Raw genomic sequence first — 19,585 nt, 5'->3', positions numbered from 1 at the left:
TAAGTGAGTAGTTACGAACGCTTTGCCCATGTCTATGATGAGCTACAAACGGATATTCCTTACAATCTTTATGTAGATTGGGTTGTACAGCATGCACCATGCAGCCAATACCCCACACTTTTAGATATTGGTTGTGGTACAGGTGTGCTTAGCTTGTTATTCGCCCATGCTGGTTATAAGGTCAGCGGAGTCGACTTATCAGAAGAGATGCTGTCCATCGCAGCAAAACGCTTTGCTGATGCAGGCTACCAAGCTCCGTTATATTGTATGTCGATGGACGAATTAGATGGCTTTGAGGCGTTAGATGTTGTGACGATTACCATTGACTCCCTTAATTATGTTGTAGAGGAGCAAGCCGTCTATACAACATTAGAACGTATTTATCATGCTTTACGTGATGGAGGACAGCTGTTTTTTGATGTTCATTCATTATTTAAGATGAATGAGATTTTTTTAGACGGACCGTTTACGTATGATGATGGGGACATTAGTTATGTATGGCATACAGCGCCAGCTGATTTCGAGCATTCTGTTACACATCAAATGACCTTTTATGTGCGAGATATCGCAAGTGAGTTATATGAACGTTTTGATGAAGAGCATTTACAACGTACTTTCTCAATAGAGCAGTATATGGCTTGGCTGCGCGCCATTGGTTTTCATGATGTGGAAATCACAGCTGATTTTACGGATGAAGCACCTGAATATGAAAGCGAACGCATTTTTATTCGTGCGGTGAAATAAAGAAAACGGAGCCACACTGTCCCCCAATGGGCAGTGTGGCTCTTTTGGTGGATAGAAAGGCTAAAGTGAAGGATAGCGTGCTTAAATCAGTGGATAGAAAAGCGAAAGCGAAGGATAGCAAGCTTAAATCGGTGGATAGCAAGGCGAAAGCGAAGAATAGCTCTCTTAAGCAGGTCAATAGAATCTCCTGATATTTATTATTATTTTCAATCAACAAGTCATAGTGTATGATGTAGATAACTCCATATGATGACCTTTTGCAAGGAAAGGATGGGTGCTATGCTCCAATCTTTATGGCAAAAGTATAAAAAAAGTATGTTATTCCCCAGCATACTGGTAGTCAGTGGACTTTGTTACTTCTATTTTTCGAGTTTTGACTCTTCACCTCCCCAAGAAGAGCTCATCGAGACAATCCAATCGTTTGAAGAAAAAAATCATAGTGAAACTGCTGAAGAAGCGGTGATTCAGCAGATATTTGTTGATATAAAGGGTGCTGTGATGTATCCAGGCGTTTATGAGCTTCAGCAAGACCAACGCATAAAAGATGCTGTCGAGCTTGCAGGTGGCTATACAGAGCAAGCTGACACACAGCGCATGAATCATGCGCAAAAAGTGCAGGATGAAATGGTGATTTATATTCCCACAAAGGGTGAACAGCTAGAAGATGGAGCTACAACTCTTTTAACAATACCTACTGAAAGTGCTCCTAAAGAGCAGAAGATTAATATTAATCAAGCCGATATAGCAATTCTAGCAACCTTACCAGGAATCGGCCCCTCGAAAGCGCAAAGTATTCTTACGTATCGAGAGGAACACGGACACTTTCAAGCGATCGAAGACTTAAAAAATGTAAGTGGTATTGGTGATAAAACATTTGAGAAGCTAAAAGATGCGATTACTGTAAAGTAAACGTTTTACAGGATGTAATATTGACGCCTCTTTTCTATAAGGGATACACTATAGTAGAAAAGCAAGAGAAATATAATTTGTAAGCCAATTTTTGGAGGTAATCATATGGAGCGAATTACTTGGGATCAATTTTTTATGGCACAGAGCCATTTACTCGCATTACGTAGTACATGTACAAGACTAGCAGTAGGAGCAACTGTTGTGCGTGAAAAACGCATCATTGCAGGCGGTTATAACGGTTCCATTATAGGAGACGAACATTGTATTGAACAAGGATGCTATGTAGTTGACAACCATTGTGTGCGTACGGTGCATGCTGAAATGAATGCCTTGCTGCAATGTGCTAAATATGGAACACCGACAAAAGGTGCTGATTTGTATGTAACACATTTCCCATGTCTACCATGTACAAAATCCATTATTCAAGCGGGCATTGAACGTGTCTATTACGCAACAGATTATAAAAATAATCCCTATGCCCAGGAATTATTTGCAAAAGCGGGCGTGGAAGTTGTCCATGTACCCTTTGATGACCGTAAAATCGATTTTTTACGAGATGAAAAACTAGCCTTGTACACAGAAATGCTTCATGAGCTTCGCGAGAGTGGCGTGCCAGCCGAAAAGTTGCTCCCATATGAACAGAAGGTGAGTGCATTATTTGGCATCGAGCTTTAAAGCATAAATGGATCTTTGTAGCTCTTGCTGTACTTATAGCGGCTATTGCAGCACACTCGTCAGCATGGCTACTCACTTTTTTATTGCTTTTAGCCCTGTGGCTCATCTTAAAAGGTGAGTCATGTTTTCTTGTGACGTTTGTAATGATAAGTGCTTTATTCGCTTATTTTTTTCTTTCTACCTATCAACTGACGGAACCTTCCCCCTTACCAAAAACCTTCCCTATAACCTGGTCAAACGATTATAAAATAAACGGCCAAAAACTCCGTGGTTTTGCTACAACTACAAATCGTCAAAAGCTTTATGTGATATATACCTTTTCATCAGAGCAAGAAAAAAGTTTGTATGAAAATACTTCATTAGCAGGCAAAACATATCTTGCCAGGGGTGAGCTTGTAGCACCGTCTCCATCTGCGCATGCTTATGCATTTTCAATGACTGACTATTTAACAAGCAAGGGAGCAACAGGCATTGTGGAAATCGCTAGCTGGCGTTATGTCGAAAAGCAGTCTTCCATCTTCACCTTTTTGGCTGAAATAAGACACAGTATGAAAAAACATATAGAAAGAACCTTTCCAAAAGCCCTTGTAGCAGAGGCACAAGCACTTCTGATAGGGGCACAAGATCAAATGGAGGGTGAACTGCAGCGTGCCTATCAAAAGCTTGGTATCACCCATTTGTTTGCGATTTCTGGCCTACATGTCGCACTCGTGTCTTGGTTATTCTTTGAAGGCTTACTTCGAATAGGCATACGCAAAGAAATGGCTACGGCTGCACTACTGATCCTTTTACCCGTTTATGGGGTCATTGCAGGAGGTGCACCTTCTGTTTGGCGTGCAGTCTCTGTAGTTGAACTAATGATGTTACTGCGCTTTTTGAAGTGGACTCTTTCAATAGATGATGCACTAGCCATTAGCTTTATAGGCTTCGTTATGCTTGAACCAGGTGTCATTTTTCAAATTGGCTTTCAACTGTCCTATTTAGCTGCCGCTAGTTTGGTTTATTCAGGTATCATTTTCAAACAGACGGAGAATTGGCTCAGTCGTTCTTTTTTCGTCACATTTGTCTGCCAGCTGCTCGTTTATCCTCTATTACTTCATCATTTTTATGAATTATCTATGTCCTCGTTTTTTGTCAATATTCTGTTTGTTCCATTGTTTTCCTTTGTTATATTACCATTTAATATTGTAGTGTTTATGTTATCCTATATTTCCTTACCGCTTGCCAATATGCTATTTGCTGGCTACGAACCGCTACGTAATGGGCTGACCCGTATGATTATGGTGATGCAGGAGCTACCATTTCAATTATGGTCACCGGGTAAGCCAATGATCTGGCTTAGCTGTGTAGCGCTGCTAAGTGTTTTAGCAAGCTTATATTACTTAGAAACAAGACGGTTCAGGAAGGCTATTGTCGCACTTGTTATTCCCGCCATTTGGATTCATCTGTCACCCATGCTGTCTAACGAAACACAGATCACATTTTTAAATGTAGGACAGGGAGATAGTATCGTTATTGAATTGCCTTTTAGAAAAGCTGTCTATGTCATTGATGCGGGTGGGATACTACGCTTTGAACAGGAGCAGTGGAAAAAAGCAGATAGTCCTTATGAGGTAGGGAAGCAAGTTGTAGTGCCATTTTTAAAAGCTAAAGGAATACGCACCATCGATATTTTTATCGCCACCCATGCGGATGCAGATCATATAGAAGGTGCCGAAGAGGTTTTACAAGAAATTAAGATGAAGGAAATACACGTGACACCAAGTTCTTTACAGCAGCCTTTAATGCAAGAATTATTGCTAGAAGCAAATAAGCACAATGTACCTGTTAAAGAAAAGATGATGGGGACAGCATGGCATAGTGGTGGGACAAATTTTTATTATTTATCGCCTGATGACACCCTTTATGAAGGGAACGATGATTCCCTCGTATTGTACATGCAACAGAACGACTTTACAGCGTTATTTACAGGTGACTTGGAACAATATGGTGAACAACAGCTAATCAAGCGTTATGGGCATCTATTAGCCAATCTAACATTGCTGAAAGCGGGACATCATGGCAGTAAGACATCTAGTTCAGAAGCCTTTGTTGAGCTGCTCCAGCCCGAATTAACGGTTTTCAGTGCAGGTCTCCATAATCGCTATGGTCATCCACATGAAGAAGTAGTACAACGTTTTGTCAGTCGCAATTTAGCGACTTTGACAACAGGGGTGGATGGAACCATTGAAATACGTATTCGTGCTAATGGTTGGTCTGCTGCAGTAAATGAAAAAGGCCTTGTCCAATGACCAAGGCCTTTTTCCTGCATAAGTCCAATTACTGTGATACGAATTCTACTATAGTTGCAATAATAAACATAATTGTGAAAACGCCAAATGATACACCGAAGCCAACACCAGAATCGATGGCATCGTTACGTCGACATTGTATGTTCTTTCCTTCAAATGGATTCATTGTTATCCCTCCAATTCTGTTATTTATTATAAGACAACATGGTCATAAAAGCTATATCGAAAAGGAGAATTCCCAGTCTGGCAAGGAATAGACACAATTCGGTCAAAGTCACAAAGGACCATGAAATCATGTATACTAATAGTATTGCTAGATGGAGGGAAAATTATGATTTCAAAGGTTTGGAATACAATAAAAAAAGGTGAGCTGGCACCGGTTTATTTACTTGTTGGTGAAGAAAGCTATTTTATAGATGAAACCATTAAACGTTTAAAAGAAGCGATGGGGTCAGAAGAAGAGCTGGAAATGACCGCATTTGATTTAGAAGAGGTGCCAGTAGATGTGGTTATGGATGAAGCAGATACGATTCCTTTTTTCTCAGAACGTAAGCTTATTATTGCTAAAAACGCTTCGTTTTTAAAAGCAACTGAGAAAGGGAAAGAAAAAATCGATCATGATGTAAAACGTTTGGAAACGTGGTTATCGAATCCATCTGATTTCTCCGTAACGGTTTTTATTGCCCCTTATGAAAAATTAGATGAACGTAAAAAAGTGACCAAAATGCTCAAAGAGCATGCATTACTTGTACAAGCCGAAACCCCAAAAGAGCAGGATTTAGCCGTATGGATTCAAGGCGTTGTCAAGGCACAGGGCAACAGCATCACACAAGAGGCTATTGAGCTGCTTGTAACGATGGTGGGCGCCAACATGCTGCAATTGCAGATGGAAATTGACAAGCTTACCCTCTATTTAGGTGAGGGTGGAGAAATTACAGCTTCGTTAGTGGAGGATCTAGTAGCAAAAACATTGGAGCAAGATGCATTTAAAATGCTCAATGCTTATTTGGCTAATGATTCGGTCAGCGCTTTGTCCATTTATCATGATTTATTACGACAAAAACAAGAGCCTATTATGTTAGTTGGCTTGCTTGCATCCAATGTTCGTACCATGTCCAATGTTTTTTATTTGTTGAAGAAAGGATATCATCCACAACAAATCGCCAAAAATTTAAAAATTCACCCGTATCGTGTCAAACTCATGACTGAGCAGCATCATCGCCCATCAGAAGAAAGTTTATTGAGAGCATTATATCAACTAGCTGAGGTTGATTTACAGCTGAAATCGACTGGTGGTAATCGAGAGAGACATTTAGAATTATTTCTATTACGTCAACTGTAACATAAAAAGCTGTCCAATAAAGGGCAGCTTTTGTGTTATCTATCAAAATGAAAAAGATCAGCTACTCCTAATAGAGTATCTGATCCTTTAAACAATTACGCTTTTTTAGCAAGGCGAGACTTTTTACGAGCCGCCGCGTTTTTGTGGATAAGTCCTTTTGAAGCTGCTTTATCTAATGATTTGAAAGCTGCTTGTAAAAGTTCTTGTTTGTTTTCAGCGTTTGCAACAACAGCGTTTTCAGCTTTTTTCACTGTAGTACGCATTGCAGATTTAGCTTGAGAATTAGCAATGTTTGCTTTTTCGTTAACTTTTACGCGTTTAATCGCAGATTTAATGTTTGGCATATATTTCACCTCCTAAATTAGGTACGAGATGATATCTTCTCATTGATTTCTTGTGTTAATACAACAAAAATCATTTTAACAAACGCTTGACCAAATTGCAATAGATAAATGCAAAGAATATTTACTTGACAGTTTGAACAAACTACAGCTTGAGGTGAACTGTATGCAAAATTTTAATTGGCAACGAACAGATTTAATCGATGAATCTGAAGAGGTAGTTGTCCATCAGACCAAAGAACAAAAAGAAAAGCTAGAACAATCGAGTGGCGTTCAAATAGAAGATCGGAATGCTGGTCGAGTGAAAATTACAGATGTCCTTGTAGATGCTGAGGGTGAAAAGCAAATTGGCAAAAAAGAAGGGCAGTATATTACACTTTCTGTCCCAACACTGACATTAGAAGACCAAGATGGCTTTGCACAGCTTGAGCAAGAATTACTTGTGAATTTTAAAAACATGCATGAATCACTTTCTTGGCAAGAAGATGATAAAATTTTAATTGTTGGTTTGGGCAATCGTACCATTACACCTGATGCCATAGGTCCTTATTTAATTGATCATCTGCATAGCTTAGATGTGATAGATGAAAAGTTTGTCATGTATGCGCCAGGTGTTACAGGGCAAACGGGCTATGAAACAGGGGAGTTTGTGGCTGCGATTGCTGAGCGTCTACAACCAAAATTAATTATTGTGGTTGATGCGCTTGCTACAAGGGCGAGTAATCGTCTTTGTAAAACAATTCAATTAACAGATACGGGCATCCATCCTGGCTCAGGTGTAGGCAATCAACGGCAAGAAATTTCCTATGAGATGCTAGGGATTCCTGTAACGGCAATTGGTATCCCAACAGTAGTAGATGCACCTGTATTAATTGCTGATGCGGTAGAAACGATGCTTCGCTCGATAGCTGCTCGTGTAGCTGAGCGCAGTAAACCATCATCGAAGCTCTCATTGTCCTCTTGGCAACCCGATATCAATAAAGAGCTTGATATGACGTTAGTACAACCTATTTTTGGAGAATGGGCGACATGGACGAAGGAGGAACGTCAGCAGCTGTTTGAAGAAACCTTCGCTGGCTCACATACACAATTGATGGTTACACCAAAGGAAGCAGACTATTGGATTGATCGCTATGCAAAACTAGTGGCTTCCATGCTAATGAACTGGGCAAGTGATTTATAATAAAGGCTAAAAAAATGTTCTTGATAGACCTTCTAAAACACTCAGATTTATGCGTAAAACAAGAAAATTATTTTCGTTCTAAATGACACCCCCTCTCCATACGATATGGGGAGGAGGGTGTGACTTTGCTAAAAAAACTACAATGGTCATTTGGTATATTATTGTTCTTTTTCGTATTACCTGTCATTGCTGGGCAACTTCCGTTCAACAAGCAAGCATCGACTCCGATTAAACAATCAGAAGATAAGCAAGTCGTGTTTGCCGCTACCAATTTAGCTGAACAAAGTGTACTGGAACAAACGAAAGAGCCTGAACCAGATCAAGCCCTAGACCCGGACCCATTTAAAGTGTTAGTGTTATTTACTCATTCACATGAAGCATACGAACCAATGGTGAAAGCTGTGAGTGGTAAGGTAGCGACTTCTCATGAAACAGTCAATATTATGAGTCTAAAGGATAAGATTGTGAATCATTTTAATGTAAATGGCTTGAAGACAAATATCCTCGATGTAGATATTATGAAGAAATTACAAGCTGAGGGTAAGGGATATCATGAATCCTATAATGTCATGAGACCTTATTTAAGTAAGCATTTAGAAACAAATAATTATGATTTAATACTAGATTTACATCGTGACTCATTAAAACATGATCTTACAACGATCTCATATAATGGGGAAAACTATGCAAAAATTGCTATTGTGGTTGGTGCAGAGCATGCAAATTACCGCTGGAATACAGCGTATGCAGAAAGTTTATCCTCCACATTAAATGCCATCGTTCCAAAAATATCAAAAGGTGTTATTTCCAAAAGTGGTGATGGTGTTGATGGGCGATATAATCAGGATTTGGCAAAGCAAATGATGATTGTTGAGATTGGTGGAATTGGCAATACGGAGGAAGAGGTTAATCGTACGATTGCTGTAATTGGCAAGGCCATATCAAAAGCATTTGTAAATGATTCAAAACAATAGAACAAGGATGAAAAAAGTGAGTCTGTTACAGGCTCACTTTTTTGCTATTCTAGCATAAAAATTTCCAGAACAAAATCTAATTATTTGTCTTTCCATTGCTTCATTCTTGTCTTATAATTTTCAAGTTGGCTTTCGATTTTCATGATAAAACGTTAATGAAGGCATATGCAAGTAAGGCAAAATGTGCTTTTGAAGCATCTACCATTTTTGGGAATGCCTTTTAAGACAATAGCAAACATACATATGAATTTTAAAAAGACAAAGAGTGATCACGTTTCATTTTTCTCTAAAACTTTTATCGTATTTCAAACGTCAAACATATAAGTGCACAAATGAAAAAGTATAAAGAGGAGATGATGTTCAAATCACAGGTGCTATTAAGGGATAACAGGTTTTATCTTGATATAGTAGCTATAAGGCCATTATGCAAAAGGAAATTGATAGATTATTGAAGGAAGGAATAGTATGTCAGGCAAGTCATTAAATCATCGTTATATTCCTGGACTAGACGGGATTCGAGCATTAGCCGTATTAGCAGTTATTGCTTATCATTTTAACTTCAATTGGGCTAGAGGTGGCTTTTTAGGAGTAGATATCTTTTTTGTATTATCAGGCTATTTAATCACCTCTACCATTTTGCCTGTAAAGGGCAATCAATTAACAGTCAGTCTAAAGAAATTTTGGATTGGACGATTTAGGCGGTTACTACCAGCGGCCTACGTGATGATTGTTATATCATTTGTCTGGGCAACGCTCTTTCATAAAGAACTTCTTCATACATTACGTGGAGATGCGTTGTCCTCTATTTTTTATTCAAGTAATTGGTGGTTCATTTTTCATAAACTTTCTTATTTTGATAGTTTTGGCTCCCCGTCACCTTTAAAAAATTTATGGTCGCTAGCTATTGAAGAACAATTTTATCTGATTTGGCCCTTGCTCTTAATGATTGGCCTTTATATTTTTCAAAAACAAAGTAAACTGGCTAAAGTTGTCTTTATCGGAGCGGTTTGTTCGGCTCTAGTAATGGCGATTCTTTATGAGCCAGGTGCAGATCCAAGCCGTATCTATTATGGAACGGACACACGCTGTTTTGAACTATTAATTGGCTGTTGGCTAGCTCTTGTTTGGCCAATGAAAAGGCTATCTGCACAAAAATTATCAACAAACCATGTGAAGAAACTAAATAGTTTGAGTTTCATTACGCTTATGATTTTTCTAGTTAGTATTGTTTATGTAGATGAATATCAACCCTTCCTTTATAGAGGTGGCATGTTCTTATTTTGCTTAAATGCAGCAGTTTTGATTGCATGTATCTGTCACCCCGTCAGCATTTTAGGAAAACTACTAGCATGGAGGCCGCTTTGTTGGATTGGCTCTCGATCCTACGGCATATATCTATGGCATTATCCTGTCATGGTACTAGGTACACCTATTCATGAAATTGGCAACCCATCTTATTGGCGGGTTGCACTTCAAATCATACTTATTGTTATGATAGCAGAGCTATCCTATCGCTTCATTGAAATGCCTATCCGTAAAGAAGGATTCCGAGCCTATTATGGGAAATACTTTGTCTTTAACAAAAATAAATGGGGGAGTCTTTCATTCTCACGAAAAATTTCAACGGTAATGGCTCCACTTTTCCTTCTTATGTTTTTCACAGGAATGACAGGAGTAGTAGGGGAAGGTCAGCAAAGCACTTCGAGTTCATATCCAACAAACATCAAAATTAATGGTGATGAACCTACAACTAATTTAAACGAGCATGACCAGCAATCAGAGCTACCAACTAACGAACCTTCCAAGGAAGAGAAAGTGGAGGATGTTCAGCAGATAGAAACACCAAAGCAAGAAGAAAATGATGTAAATAAAGTGCCTGAACGGGATGAGTTTTATCGTGGAATAGTAGCGATTGGTGATTCACTTATGATTGATATTGGCCCGAGCTTACATACTATTTACCCAACTATTACAATCGATGGAAAAATAGGTCGTCAAGTTTCACAAGCTGTCAAACTAGCACCAAATTATGCAAGTTTTAATCAACCCAATCATGCAGTCATTCTTCAATTGGGGACAAATGGTTATTTTACAAATGACCAAATGGACACACTCCTTGCCGCTTTTTCAAATGCTGATATTTATTTAGTGAATACACGTGTGCCCCGTTCATGGGAGGCAAAAGTGAATGAAGCATTACAGCAAAAAGCCCAGGAGCATGAACATATTACACTCATTGACTGGCATGCTGCAGCACTCAATCATCCAGAATACTTCGCCCCAGATGGCGTTCATTTAGAGAAAAAAGGGGTAGAAGTTTTAACAAACCTGATTCAACAATCCTTAAACAAGAAAAATTAATGAAAAAAGTCAGTCTACACAGCTTTGTCTGTTGACTGACTTTTTCTGTGCAAATATATGGGCTAAAGTTGAATTTGGACAAATGCGCCCTTAATTTCTCTGCATTTATATACTTAATACTGTAAAATCTAAAAACAGCATTAAACACTGAAAGTATTGATATTATAGGCTTTCTAGTCTAGTTGCTGTTGTACTTTGCGTTATGTTCATAGTATAATTCATTATAGTTTAATTAGGAGTGGAAAAGATGAACCGAGATGCACGTTTAAAACGACAAGAGAATATACGAAATTTCTCTATTATTGCACATATTGACCATGGGAAATCAACGCTTGCTGACCGTATTTTAGAGCAAACAAAATCTTTAACTTCCCGTGAAATGAAAGCACAGCTCCTCGACTCAATGGATTTAGAGCGTGAGCGAGGGATAACGATTAAATTAAATGCAGTTCAATTAAAGTACGAAGCAAAAGACGGCGAAGTGTATACATTCCATTTAATCGACACACCAGGACACGTCGATTTCACATATGAAGTATCCCGTAGTTTAGCTGCTTGTGAGGGTGCCATTTTAGTTGTGGACGCCGCACAAGGTATTGAAGCGCAAACACTAGCAAATGTTTACTTAGCACTTGATAATGATTTAGAAATTTTACCTGTTATTAATAAAATTGACTTACCTGCAGCTGATCCTGAGCGTGTGCGTCAAGAAGTAGAGGATGTCATCGGGCTGGATGCATCTGAAGCGGTATTAGCTTCTGCGAAAGCAGGTATTGGTATTGAGGATATTTTAGAGCAAATCGTGGAGAAGGTACCAGCACCAACGGGTGATCCTGATGCTCCACTACAAGCTTTAATTTTTGACTCTGTGTATGATGCCTATAAAGGTGTTATCATTTCAATTCGTGTAATCAACGGGACTGTCAAGCCTGGCGACAAAATCCGTATGATGGCAACAGGTGCGGAATTCGAGGTTATTGAAGTTGGGGTACATACACCAAAGGTTGTGCCACAGGCTGAATTAACAGTTGGTGATGTAGGTTATTTAACAGCATCTATTAAAAACGTAGGTGACACACGCGTAGGTGATACTGTAACCTATGCAAATCGTCCAGCAGCCGAGCCATTAGCAGGTTATCGTCGCTTGAACCCAATGGTTTATTGTGGTTTATACCCAATTGATACAGCGAAATACAATGATTTACGTGAAGCGTTAGAAAAACTAGAGCTAAATGACTCTGCTCTACAATATGAGCCAGAGACATCTCAAGCACTTGGCTTTGGTTTCCGCTGCGGTTTCTTAGGATTACTCCATATGGAAATTATTCAGGAGCGTATTGAGCGTGAATTTAATATTGATTTAATTACAACAGCACCTTCTGTAATTTACAATGTTCATATGACAGATGGCACTGATATTAAAGTAGATAACCCATCCTTTATGCCAGACCCACAAAAAATCGAGCGTGTTGAGGAACCTTATGTAAAGGCAACCATTATGGTGCCAAATGATTATGTGGGAGCGGTTATGGAGCTTTGTCAATTGAAGCGTGGTAATTTCATGACGATGGATTATATTGATACATCCCGTGTAAGCATTATTTATGAAATGCCTTTATCCGAAATTGTCTATGATTTCTTTGACTATTTAAAATCAAATACGAAGGGCTATGCATCCTTCGACTATGAACTTATCGGTTACCAGCCATCGAAATTAGTGAAAATGGATATTTTACTAAATGGTGAGCAGGTCGATGCACTAAGCTTTATCGTACACCGTGACTTTGCCTATGATCGAGGCAAAATCATCGTAGAAAAATTAAAAGAATTAATTCCACGCCAACAATTTGAAGTACCAATTCAAGCAGCAGTTGGTCAAAAAATTGTGGCACGTTCAACAATTAAAGCCATCCGTAAAAACGTTTTAGCGAAATGTTACGGTGGGGATATTTCTCGTAAGCGCAAACTTCTTGATAAACAAAAAGAAGGTAAAAAACGTATGAAACAAGTAGGCTCCGTCGAAGTCCCTCAAGAGGCATTCATGGCTGTGCTGAAGATGGATGATTCGAAGTAAGACACAACTATTCAAAAACAGGGAATGCTATTTTTTTGTAGCATTCCCTGTTTTTTTCTCTAGTTAAACTGCACCTAAGTAGTTTGCTTCTTGGCGATTTTTATATTTTGTAGCTGTCATGTACATTTTGGGAAAATTTTAGTAAAAGATAAATAGATTTTCTACATTTTAAAAAAATCCTGACCATTTTTATTGTCTGCTGAGAAAGCGTCTGCTGAGAAAGCTGAAGCGCCATAAACAATAAAAGGAATCGCTATTGAAATAGAGATCCCTTTTATTGTAATACTCTTTGTATGCAATTTAATGAAACAATAGGAAGAACTTAGCCAATAAAAAAATAGGGACTCCTACAATTATTACGCCTGCAAAGAAATAACAAAATAACATAAAAACATCGAAAACCGCACCGGCTAAATCATCAATGAATTTTAACATTTCATTTCCCTCCAAACATAATAAGTATGGGCACTACAAACGATTTATTCTTTAACGGATTGCAGAAAGTTTTTACTTAAAGCTAAAGTGAGATAGATTATACAGACATTCATAAAAAATGAAACATATGATAATGGCTTTTCACTAGGACGGCGGGGTTGAAATAGGAAAGGGCTGAGACTTCTTCTTCTCCGATATAACGTACCCATGGAATCGGTCCTCCAAAAGTTGTCTGTTGATAGGTCACGAAAAATAGAGAGATACAGGTAGTAAAATACTAATCCAAAAAAATCGTTGATGGACCTTCATAATATCTCCCCTTTAAAGATCAGATTGTAGCGTCTTTTTTAAATAATCATGTTTAAAATCTCTGCCAACATGGTCGAGAGTCCCGTAAATTTCATAATGATGATTTTCATAAAATGTTAACGCTTGAAAGCTAAGCGTGTCAACTTTAATGAAATCACATTCATGGTTGAAGGCAATTTGTTCAATTGTTTGCTACAACTTTGATCCATACCCTAACCCACGAAGCTTTTTGTCTACCATTAGCGTGTGTATTTCTAACCAATTCCAGCAAATTTCACCCAGTATGCCACCATAAACGTGACAATTGCTATCAGTTAGAAATAAATTAATTTCCTGATATCGACCTTGTAAATCTTTTGGAAAGTGTTTTACATTGTATTCATAAAGCATGTTATTGACATAAGCTTTGTTCTTCTTATGTCGTTCTTGTGTGATTTGATAAGACATCTTTTACTTCTTTTCTCGCAATGGTAGTACTCGTTGCCAAATCATATGATGGCTATTCGTTCCCCAAAAGTGCTCAAGTATATAGTCAGGCTGTCCAAATTTTTTCTGCCAGATGACTTGTGCCTGTTTATATCCACTATCTAAACAAAAGCTATGCACCTTTTGTTTTTCCAACGTCGTTAGCATTTTCTGTAATAGCCTGGTGCCAATACCACGATTTTGATAGTCCGGATGAACAAATACGGTACCGATTTCTGGACAATGGGAAAGATCTTCTTTAATCGTTTGTTGAATGATCTCGTTGGCTTCCCCATATTCGATCGTTCCTATTATGTCATTTGTTGCTTCGTCCACAGCTACCCAGAAAAATCTTTTTTTGCCTTGGCTCTCTATGTCCATTGCGACATACTGCTTTTTCATTGCCCATTCACGCTGTTGATCGTCCACTAGCTCGGCAATCCCTTCTTTTGCATAAGTATCTTGAATGACGTGGAAAAAGAATTGATGTAATGTCTGTATGTCCGATTGTTCGGGACGTCTTATGAGTAATTTCAAATTTTCTTACGCTCCTTCGTATTTGGTGATTTTTTGCTTAATAAGGTATGAGCTCTTTGCACGTCAACATCTATATCTGCCTGTACTGCGGTTAATCGATCAAGTGCAAGCTGTAGCCAATAATAGGAGGCATCATATTTTTCAGTATGCCAAAGCAACTCTCTATAGCAAATAGAGGTTTGGATATTCACCAGATGAGCTAATTTTTTGAGACATTGTTCTCCTTGTGCCACCTTGGTTTATTGTACTGTCTGTTCGTTCGCATATTGTGACATGATAGATAGCCCCCATCCGTTATTGTTGTGCACGTTATGCATACTACCAGTCTATTTTAATGATTATAACATGTTCACCTTAATTGGTTAATGATGGAATATGTTAAAATATAAAGAAAGACACTAGGTAACTAAAGGAGGGAATGCAGTTGAAAGAGTTGCAGGAGAAACTAGATGCAGTATTAGAGCAAATGCGCAGTTTTATCCAAGGTATTCAAGAGAGGGATTCAGCTTACCCTATGTTTTTTCACAATCAAATCGAGGAGGATATTAGCCAATTTGTAGACAGTCAGTGGTCATTACCAACGGAATATGTCTATTTTTTAAGGCGTTATGTCGTTGAAAGGGTTACATGGAATACGGGTGATTATATAAATCTACAAATCTATGGAGCAAGAGATTTAATGCGTGGGCAGGAAGGCTATCATTATAATCCAGTGACAGAAGAGGTGATTCTGGATTGGCCGCACAATTATTTGGTCATCGCAACAGATAAAGGAGATCCATATTGTTTGGATTTATCAAGAGGGGATACGGCAATTTTTTCTGCTCTTCATGGGACAGGCTGTTGGGATTTCACAATGGCCTATGACAATCTAATCATGTTTCTTGAGAGTGTGCTAATTCCGCCTGGTTTAGAGGAGATGTTGCCTGAAGACAACTCTACTACTTACTATGAACTGACTATAACAGGAGATGGGGAAAATAAGCTAAAGACATTATTGTTACTTAAGAAAATATTCTCTTGTGATTATTCGCGAGCAAGAGAGATGTTAGAACAGCCTCCACTATTAATTTATAGAGGAGTTGAAGCGGGTGCTTTAAGGTTAGAAGACGAGCTCCAGCATATTCGTGCAAACTATCAAAAAAAGAAAATTAGCTTAGCTGAATTTATCGAATGAACCATTACATGATTTTTGTAAATAATAGGGATAACGAATTACTTAAAATGGACCGAAGGGAACTTCATTCTTTTGCATGACGCCATATCATATATTTGCTTGTATAGTGGGGAGTAGCAAAGGGGTGCTTGAAGATGAAAATTACGAAGGTTCAACTATTTGTTCACGATTTACAAAAGATGCAGAAATTTTATAGCGACCAGCTAGGCTTTGCCTTATTAGAAAGTACAGGTGACTATTTTACAATAGCAGTTGGTGAAAGTAAGATGACTTTTGAAAAAGTGCCCACTACGATTCAAAAGCAATATCATATTGCATTAAATATTCCAAGAAATTTATTTTATCAGGCAAAAATTTGGGCCAAAGAACGTGTTGGCTTGCTTACTTCAGAGGGGCAGGATGAAGTGTATTTTGATTTTTTAAAAGCTTACTCTTGTTATTTTTACGATCCTGAAGGCAATATACTAGAATTTATTGCGAGGCAGGAAGTAAATCCAGAACAGGATACAGCCTATTTTTCTATGGAGCAAGTGCTACAGATTGGTGAAATCAATGTAACGACCGACGACATTCTAGCAGCCGCTAGAAAATTAAATGAATATGCTATTAAACCTATTAATGATCAGAAAATCCAACCAGATGCTCTTCATTTTTTAGGTAACTACGAAGATGGAGCCAATATTCTATTAGGACCAAGTGAACGACTTTGGTATTTCTCTGATAAGAAAGCAGTAATCAGTCCAATCTGTATCGAAATAAACGATATGTTACAATTATTTGTAGATGAAAAAGGTCAATTGACCATCAGTCAAAAAAGATAAGATGGGCATACCTAAGTGGAGCGAGTATCAGAACGATTATACAGAGCTAGAATTAATCAGAAAAAGGAGCAAGAATCGTTGAAAGCAAAATGCCTTAAACTATATGAATTTGGAAATCCACATGAGGTGTTAAGGATTGAAAATAAAACGATTACACCTCCACAAGGTCAAGAAATTCTTGTGCGTATGCTAGCAAGACCCATCAACCCTTCGGATTTAATACCGATTTGGGGAAAATATGCCCACCGAATCACTTTACCAACTGTTCCGGGTTATGAGGGCGTTGGAATCGTTGAAGATGTTGGACCACTTATCTCTTCAAAGCTCATTGGTCAGCGAGTCTTGCCACTACGAGGAGAGGGCACGTGGCAGGAAATGGTGAAGACTCAGGCGGACTTTGCTGTAGCTATTCCTTCTACGATGGATCATTTTACTGCAGCACAAATGTATATTAATCCGATAACAGCCTTCGTCACCTGTACAGAAGTTCTCAAATTACAATCAAATGATGTACTAGTAGTGAATGCATGTGGCTCTGCTATTGGACATATCTATGCTCAATTTGCCAAATTACTAGGTTTTCAGCTTATTGCTGTCACACGAAGTCATCAGCATACAGACGAATTACAGCGGCTTGGGGCCCGCTTTGTCATAGATACTTCTAAGATGCCACTTCATGAAACGATAATGGCTTTAACAAATGGCAGAGGTGCTGATGCAGCGATTGATTCGATTGGTGGGGAGGCGGGCAATCAACTTGCATACTGTGTGAAGCCTGGTGGGAAATTTTTAGCCATCGGTCTTTTATCGGGAATACAGGTAAATTGGACAAACATTGTAAGGGAAGCAAAGGTACAAGCGATGATGTTTCATTTGCGCCACTGGCAACGCCAAACACCAATCGAAAAATGGCAGCAAACTATGCAACAGCTCGTCAATATGGTACATACGGATTCGTTAAAAATGATGCAGGTACAGGACCATTTCCCACTAGTGAACATACACCAGGCAATAGCTGCCGTTGAAGCTACTAATAAAGGAAAGATTTTTTTAACGAATTTTGATTAAGAACCCTACTACCTTCAGTGTTAAAGAACTTATTGTAAGCTCTTATTGATGGTAGTAGTTTTTTTCTTTCTATTGAGGGGGAATGCGCTCCAACAATGAGAAAATCGTTAATCCGCTCATAAAGAGGATGACCTCGCTCCAACAAGTAAATAATCTACCTAAAGAAGTCTCCCTCGCTTAAAAGAATAGAACCTTTACATAAATAGAGCAATTCTTTATCCTTTCTTTCCATAAAAAACTAAATTAGTAATTTAAGGTAATCGGAAATTGCGGTATGATGGAATTAACTGTTTTTATGGAAAGGGAATTTAAGATACAGGCCATTGTGCAAAGGAGTTTAGATAATGGAACATGTCAACAAATTAAAAAAGGCGATAAAGCGAATGAGTGAGGCTGATGCGAAGTCTATGCTCTTTTTGACTTTAATGAATGAACAGTCGAAGGACGATATGGTACAGTTTTTATTGCAGCAAAATGAGGAGCAGGATGTTTCAACGATCGAAACGGTTCATATTGTGTTTGGTCATTCACCTGGAGGGAGTTTGAAGGCTGCATTTCGCAATAGTAACTACGTGAAAACGGAAGAAATCATCGTTATGCCTGGTAATTTTTCTGTTGGTCCTTTGAAAGATTTACATCTATGTGAAGGGATTGAAGCTCGTTTTCAATGGCTACAAGAGCGCTATTTTATAGAAGACGATGGATTGGCCATTTTTGAGCGCGAGGTGAAGGAAGCCGTAGAGAAAATAAAATCTATTCCGCCACATCAAGATATAATCATATGGACTTGTCAAAATGCCCATGAACAAATAGGGCTTCGACTTGTCTTAGCGATGCTAGAAAAGAAACCAAATGATATCTATGTATTAGATACTTTTCAATTATTCCATGAGTTGCATATATTCCCCCAGTTAGCAGAGGACAATTATCCAAGATCCTCTGGAGAGGTCAGTGTAGAGAATGTACTTCATATTTATGAGCAATACCAGGGACGCCCATTAAAAAAATCAGTACAGCAGACTTTATCTAAAGAAGGATTAAAGATGTTAATGGATGACTACTGTATACATACCTGGGAATACAATGAACTTTGGAGTCATCACAATGAAAATGTAGATGATGACTGGATCATTGCCTGTGCTAAACGATTACATGAAGACCAAGAAGAAGCTCCATATCTAATGGCGGCTAGACTCATTGGGGAAGTGCTAGGGCATATGGAACAGTATAGAGAAGCGGAATGGATTGAATATCGCCTGCGTCAATTAATTCAGCAAGGGGTCTTTTCTTATCGAGGTGAGTTAAAAGGGATGTTGCATTATCAAGTAAAATTAGCAGATGCTTATTTGCTTGACTGAGGCACTGACTGTCATGCTCTGAGGTATTTTATGGTATAATGTTTTCTAATATAGATGGCTTGAAGGAGTGAGATCATTGTTAAAAACAGAAGTATTTGAACAATTAAAAACGGCAATGAGAGAGAAAGATACTTTAGCAAAGGGTGTATTATCTCTTTTGAAATCAGCTTTAGATTCTGCTGAAAAAGAAAAGGGAGCAGCATTAACCGCTGAAGAAGAGATAGCCATTATTCATCGAGAGGTCAAACAAACGAATCAAGCGTTAGAAGGCGCACAGACGGCTGGACGAGCAGATTTGATTGAAAAAGAGGAAGCCAAATTGACACTTTTGAAATCTTTCTTACCGAAGCAATTATCCGAAGAAGCGATTGCTGAGAAATTAGTAGCGGCAGGTGTTGGTAAAGGAATGAACATGGGAGAAGCCATGAAAATTGCGAAGCCATTGCTTACAGGCCAAGCGGAAGGTGCAGTTATCTCAAAAGTTGTGAAAAATATTATTGCCTAATCTTCTACCATTTTGG

19 protein-coding genes and 1 pseudogene are annotated in these 19,585 nt (G+C 38.5%); 14 read left to right on the top strand and 6 right to left on the bottom strand.

Annotated features, from left to right (window positions below; translation table 11 throughout):
• The first annotated feature begins 3 nt into the window (after window positions 1-3).
• The 4 genes from CRI88_RS06945 to CRI88_RS06930 all read left to right on the top strand — a co-directional run bounded on the left by CRI88_RS06945 (window position 4) and on the right by CRI88_RS06930 (window position 4,619).
• On the top strand, window positions 4-744 hold the full coding sequence (locus CRI88_RS06945; RefSeq protein WP_036121889.1) for a class I SAM-dependent DNA methyltransferase: 741 nt from the start codon (window positions 4-6) through the stop codon (window positions 742-744).
• Window positions 745-1,023: 279 nt separating this feature from the next.
• Complete coding sequence (locus CRI88_RS06940; protein ID WP_058844218.1) at window positions 1,024-1,653, top strand: helix-hairpin-helix domain-containing protein; 630 nt, start codon at window positions 1,024-1,026, stop codon at window positions 1,651-1,653.
• Between the two features lie 105 nt (window positions 1,654-1,758).
• On the top strand, window positions 1,759-2,328 hold the full coding sequence (locus CRI88_RS06935) for a ComE operon protein 2 (RefSeq protein ID WP_036121883.1): 570 nt from the start codon (window positions 1,759-1,761) through the stop codon (window positions 2,326-2,328).
• A gap of 131 nt (window positions 2,329-2,459) precedes the next feature.
• Window positions 2,460-4,619, top strand: coding sequence for a DNA internalization-related competence protein ComEC/Rec2 (locus CRI88_RS06930; protein WP_249646112.1), 2,160 nt, complete (start codon window positions 2,460-2,462; stop codon window positions 4,617-4,619).
• Between the two features lie 28 nt (window positions 4,620-4,647).
• Here CRI88_RS06930 and CRI88_RS06925 read toward each other — a convergent pair whose 3' ends face one another.
• Window positions 4,648-4,785 carry a YqzM family protein gene (locus CRI88_RS06925; RefSeq protein WP_036121877.1) on the bottom strand — a complete coding sequence of 46 codons (138 nt, stop codon included), beginning with the start codon at window positions 4,783-4,785 and terminating at the stop codon, window positions 4,648-4,650.
• 165 nt (window positions 4,786-4,950) lie between these two features.
• Here CRI88_RS06925 and holA point away from each other — a divergent pair, with 165 nt between their 5' ends.
• The gene (gene holA / locus CRI88_RS06920; protein ID WP_058844220.1) at window positions 4,951-5,961 is read left to right on the top strand and encodes a DNA polymerase III subunit delta; all 1,011 of its coding nucleotides are present in this window, start codon (window positions 4,951-4,953) and stop codon (window positions 5,959-5,961) included.
• 95 nt (window positions 5,962-6,056) lie between these two features.
• On the opposite strand, the gene rpsT is transcribed toward holA, so the two are convergent.
• Window positions 6,057-6,305, bottom strand: a complete 249-nt coding sequence (gene rpsT / locus CRI88_RS06915; protein ID WP_036121871.1) for a 30S ribosomal protein S20 — start codon at window positions 6,303-6,305, stop codon at window positions 6,057-6,059.
• A gap of 163 nt (window positions 6,306-6,468) precedes the next feature.
• On the opposite strand from rpsT, the gene gpr reads away from it, so the two are divergent.
• The 4 genes from gpr to lepA all read left to right on the top strand — a co-directional run bounded on the left by gpr (window position 6,469) and on the right by lepA (window position 12,894).
• The gene (gene gpr, locus CRI88_RS06910; protein ID WP_036121869.1) at window positions 6,469-7,485 is read left to right on the top strand and encodes a GPR endopeptidase; all 1,017 of its coding nucleotides are present in this window, start codon (window positions 6,469-6,471) and stop codon (window positions 7,483-7,485) included.
• A 119-nt stretch (window positions 7,486-7,604) separates the two neighbouring features.
• Window positions 7,605-8,459, top strand: coding sequence for a stage II sporulation protein P (gene spoIIP / locus CRI88_RS06905; RefSeq protein ID WP_230593800.1), 855 nt, complete (start codon window positions 7,605-7,607; stop codon window positions 8,457-8,459).
• A gap of 465 nt (window positions 8,460-8,924) precedes the next feature.
• Window positions 8,925-10,820 (top strand): acyltransferase family protein, encoded by a 1,896-nt coding sequence (locus tag CRI88_RS06900; protein WP_058844221.1) that lies wholly within the window; start codon window positions 8,925-8,927, stop codon window positions 10,818-10,820.
• Window positions 10,821-11,067: 247 nt separating this feature from the next.
• A complete protein-coding gene (gene lepA, locus CRI88_RS06895) occupies window positions 11,068-12,894 on the top strand; it encodes a translation elongation factor 4 (protein WP_058844222.1) in 1,827 nt (608 codons plus the stop codon).
• Between the two features lie 300 nt (window positions 12,895-13,194).
• On the opposite strand, the gene CRI88_RS22750 is transcribed toward lepA, so the two are convergent.
• The 4 genes and pseudogenes from CRI88_RS22750 to CRI88_RS06880 form a co-directional block, all read right to left on the bottom strand.
• Complete coding sequence (locus CRI88_RS22750) at window positions 13,195-13,329, bottom strand: hypothetical protein (protein ID WP_004226973.1); 135 nt, start codon at window positions 13,327-13,329, stop codon at window positions 13,195-13,197.
• Between the two features lie 321 nt (window positions 13,330-13,650).
• Window positions 13,651-14,085 (bottom strand): annotated as a pseudogene (locus CRI88_RS06890) (GNAT family N-acetyltransferase).
• 3 nt (window positions 14,086-14,088) lie between these two features.
• On the bottom strand, window positions 14,089-14,640 hold the full coding sequence (locus CRI88_RS06885; RefSeq protein ID WP_036121742.1) for a GNAT family N-acetyltransferase: 552 nt from the start codon (window positions 14,638-14,640) through the stop codon (window positions 14,089-14,091).
• On the bottom strand, window positions 14,637-14,873 hold the full coding sequence (locus CRI88_RS06880) for a hypothetical protein (protein WP_180957784.1): 237 nt from the start codon (window positions 14,871-14,873) through the stop codon (window positions 14,637-14,639). Before CRI88_RS06880 ends, CRI88_RS06885 begins: the two co-directional genes overlap by 4 nt.
• A 191-nt stretch (window positions 14,874-15,064) precedes the next feature.
• Here CRI88_RS06880 and CRI88_RS06875 point away from each other — a divergent pair, with 191 nt between their 5' ends.
• The 5 genes from CRI88_RS06875 to CRI88_RS06855 all read left to right on the top strand — a co-directional run bounded on the left by CRI88_RS06875 (window position 15,065) and on the right by CRI88_RS06855 (window position 19,569).
• Window positions 15,065-15,817: an SMI1/KNR4 family protein gene (locus CRI88_RS06875; RefSeq protein ID WP_058844224.1), complete on the top strand. Its 753-nt coding sequence runs from the start codon at window positions 15,065-15,067 to the stop codon at window positions 15,815-15,817.
• A 134-nt stretch (window positions 15,818-15,951) separates the two neighbouring features.
• Window positions 15,952-16,638, top strand: coding sequence for a VOC family protein (locus CRI88_RS06870; protein WP_036121737.1), 687 nt, complete (start codon window positions 15,952-15,954; stop codon window positions 16,636-16,638).
• 78 nt (window positions 16,639-16,716) lie between these two features.
• Complete coding sequence (locus tag CRI88_RS06865; protein WP_058844225.1) at window positions 16,717-17,706, top strand: zinc-dependent alcohol dehydrogenase family protein; 990 nt, start codon at window positions 16,717-16,719, stop codon at window positions 17,704-17,706.
• Window positions 17,707-18,050: 344 nt separating this feature from the next.
• Window positions 18,051-19,064: a DUF1835 domain-containing protein gene (locus tag CRI88_RS06860; RefSeq protein WP_036121731.1), complete on the top strand. Its 1,014-nt coding sequence runs from the start codon at window positions 18,051-18,053 to the stop codon at window positions 19,062-19,064.
• A gap of 76 nt (window positions 19,065-19,140) precedes the next feature.
• Entirely contained in the window at window positions 19,141-19,569 is a 429-nt protein-coding gene (locus CRI88_RS06855; RefSeq protein ID WP_058844226.1) for a GatB/YqeY domain-containing protein, read from the top strand.
• Window positions 19,570-19,585: the final 16 nt, after the last annotated feature.

It is taken from the genome of Lysinibacillus fusiformis, assembly GCF_002845985.1.
Lineage (GTDB): Bacteria > Bacillota > Bacilli > Bacillales_A > Planococcaceae > Lysinibacillus > Lysinibacillus fusiformis_D.
This window is presented reverse-complemented; position numbering and strand designations above follow the sequence as displayed.